Consider the following 1,721-nt stretch of genomic DNA (forward strand, 5'->3'; position numbering starts at 1 on the left):
GTAAAAGGAGGGCTATCTGCAGGAAGAGTACAATCTGTATCTGTAAGATTAATTGTAGAAAGAGAACGAGAAATTCAAGACTTTAAAACGGAAGCCTCTTATAGAGTAGATGCTGAGTTTTCTAACGAAGCTGGACAATCTTTTAAAGCAAAGCTTCCTAAGGCTATCAAAACAAAAGAAGAAGCAATAGCTTTTTTAGAAGCAAACACAAATACGACATTTAAAGTAGAAGGGTTAGAGAAAAAACCCGCTAAAAAAGCACCTGCGGCACCATTTACAACATCTACCTTACAACAAGAAGCCTCAAGGAAATTATACTTTTCAGTAAGTAAAACTATGACTATGGCGCAACGGTTATACGAAGCCGGTTTAATTACTTATATGAGAACAGATAGTGTTAATCTATCTGATGAGGCAAGAAAAGGCGCGCAAGAAGAAATAGTAAAAGCTTACGGGAAAGAATATAGTAAAGAAAGAAACTATAAAGGGAAAGCAAAAGGAGCGCAAGAAGCTCACGAAGCTATACGTCCAACAAATTTTGCAGCACATTCTGCAGGTTTGGATTATGACCAAACACGTTTGTATGAGTTAATATGGAAACGTGCCATTGCATCGCAAATGAGTGAAGCACAATTAGAAAGAACTAATGTTAAAATTAGTGCAGCTTCGCATAATGATACATTTACAGCAAATGGAGAAGTTATTAAGTTTGACGGATTCTTAAAAGTATATTTAGAAGGAACCGATGATGATGATACAGAACAAGATGGAATGTTACCAGCGTTAAAGGTAAACGAAACACTACTTAATAATCATATAACGGCAACACAACGTTTTACAAGACCGCCATATCGCTTTACAGAAGCATCGCTTGTTAAAAAATTAGAAGAGCTTGGTATAGGGCGTCCATCTACATACGCACCAACCATTTCAACAATACAAAATAGAAAATATGTTGAAAAAGGTACAGTTGAAGGTGTAGAGCGCGATTACACGCAATTAGTAATGAAAAATAATGCTGTTAATGAAAAATTATTGACAGAAAAAGTAGGGTCAGACAAGGGTAAACTTGTTCCTACTGATATTGGAATGATTGTAACCGATTTTTTAGTAAATCATTTTGAGACTATTTTAGATTACAGTTTTACAGCAAATGTAGAAGACCAATTTGATGATATTGCAGAAGGTAAAGCAGATTGGAAAAAAGTAATGAAATCTTTTTATAAAGATTTTCATCCTAAAGTAGTAGATGTTCAGGAAAATGCAGAAAGAGAATCAGGTGAGCGAATATTAGGAGAAGACCCAAAAACAGGAAAGCGAGTAAGTGTACGTTTAGGTAAGTTTGGGCCAATGGTGCAAATGGGAACTGTAGATGATGAAGATAAACCAACTTTTGCTAGTTTAGGGCCAGACCAACAATTAGGGAGCATTACCTTTGAAGAAGCTATGGATTTATTCCAGCTTCCAAAAAAACTAGGAACCTATGAAGATGAAGAAGTTGTGGTTAATAATGGGCGCTTTGGTCCTTATGTAAAACATGGCAAAGCTTATATTTCTTTACCTAAAGGAAAAGATCCTTTAACAGTAGAATTAGATGAAGCTATTGTATTAATAAAAGAGAAGCAAAAAGCAGACGCTCCTATTTATATATATAAAGAGTTGCCTGTTCAAAAAGGAAAAGGACGTTTTGGACCATTTATTAAATGGAACAACATGTTTAT

1 protein-coding gene is annotated in these 1,721 nt (G+C 35.1%); it reads left to right on the top strand.

Annotation, left to right across the window (positions count from 1 at the left end):
* On the top strand, positions 1-1,721 hold a 1,721-nt coding region (locus ACVC2P_RS01275; RefSeq protein ID WP_452596672.1), incomplete at both ends, for a DNA topoisomerase.

This window comes from Pontimicrobium sp. MEBiC01747, assembly GCF_053601635.1.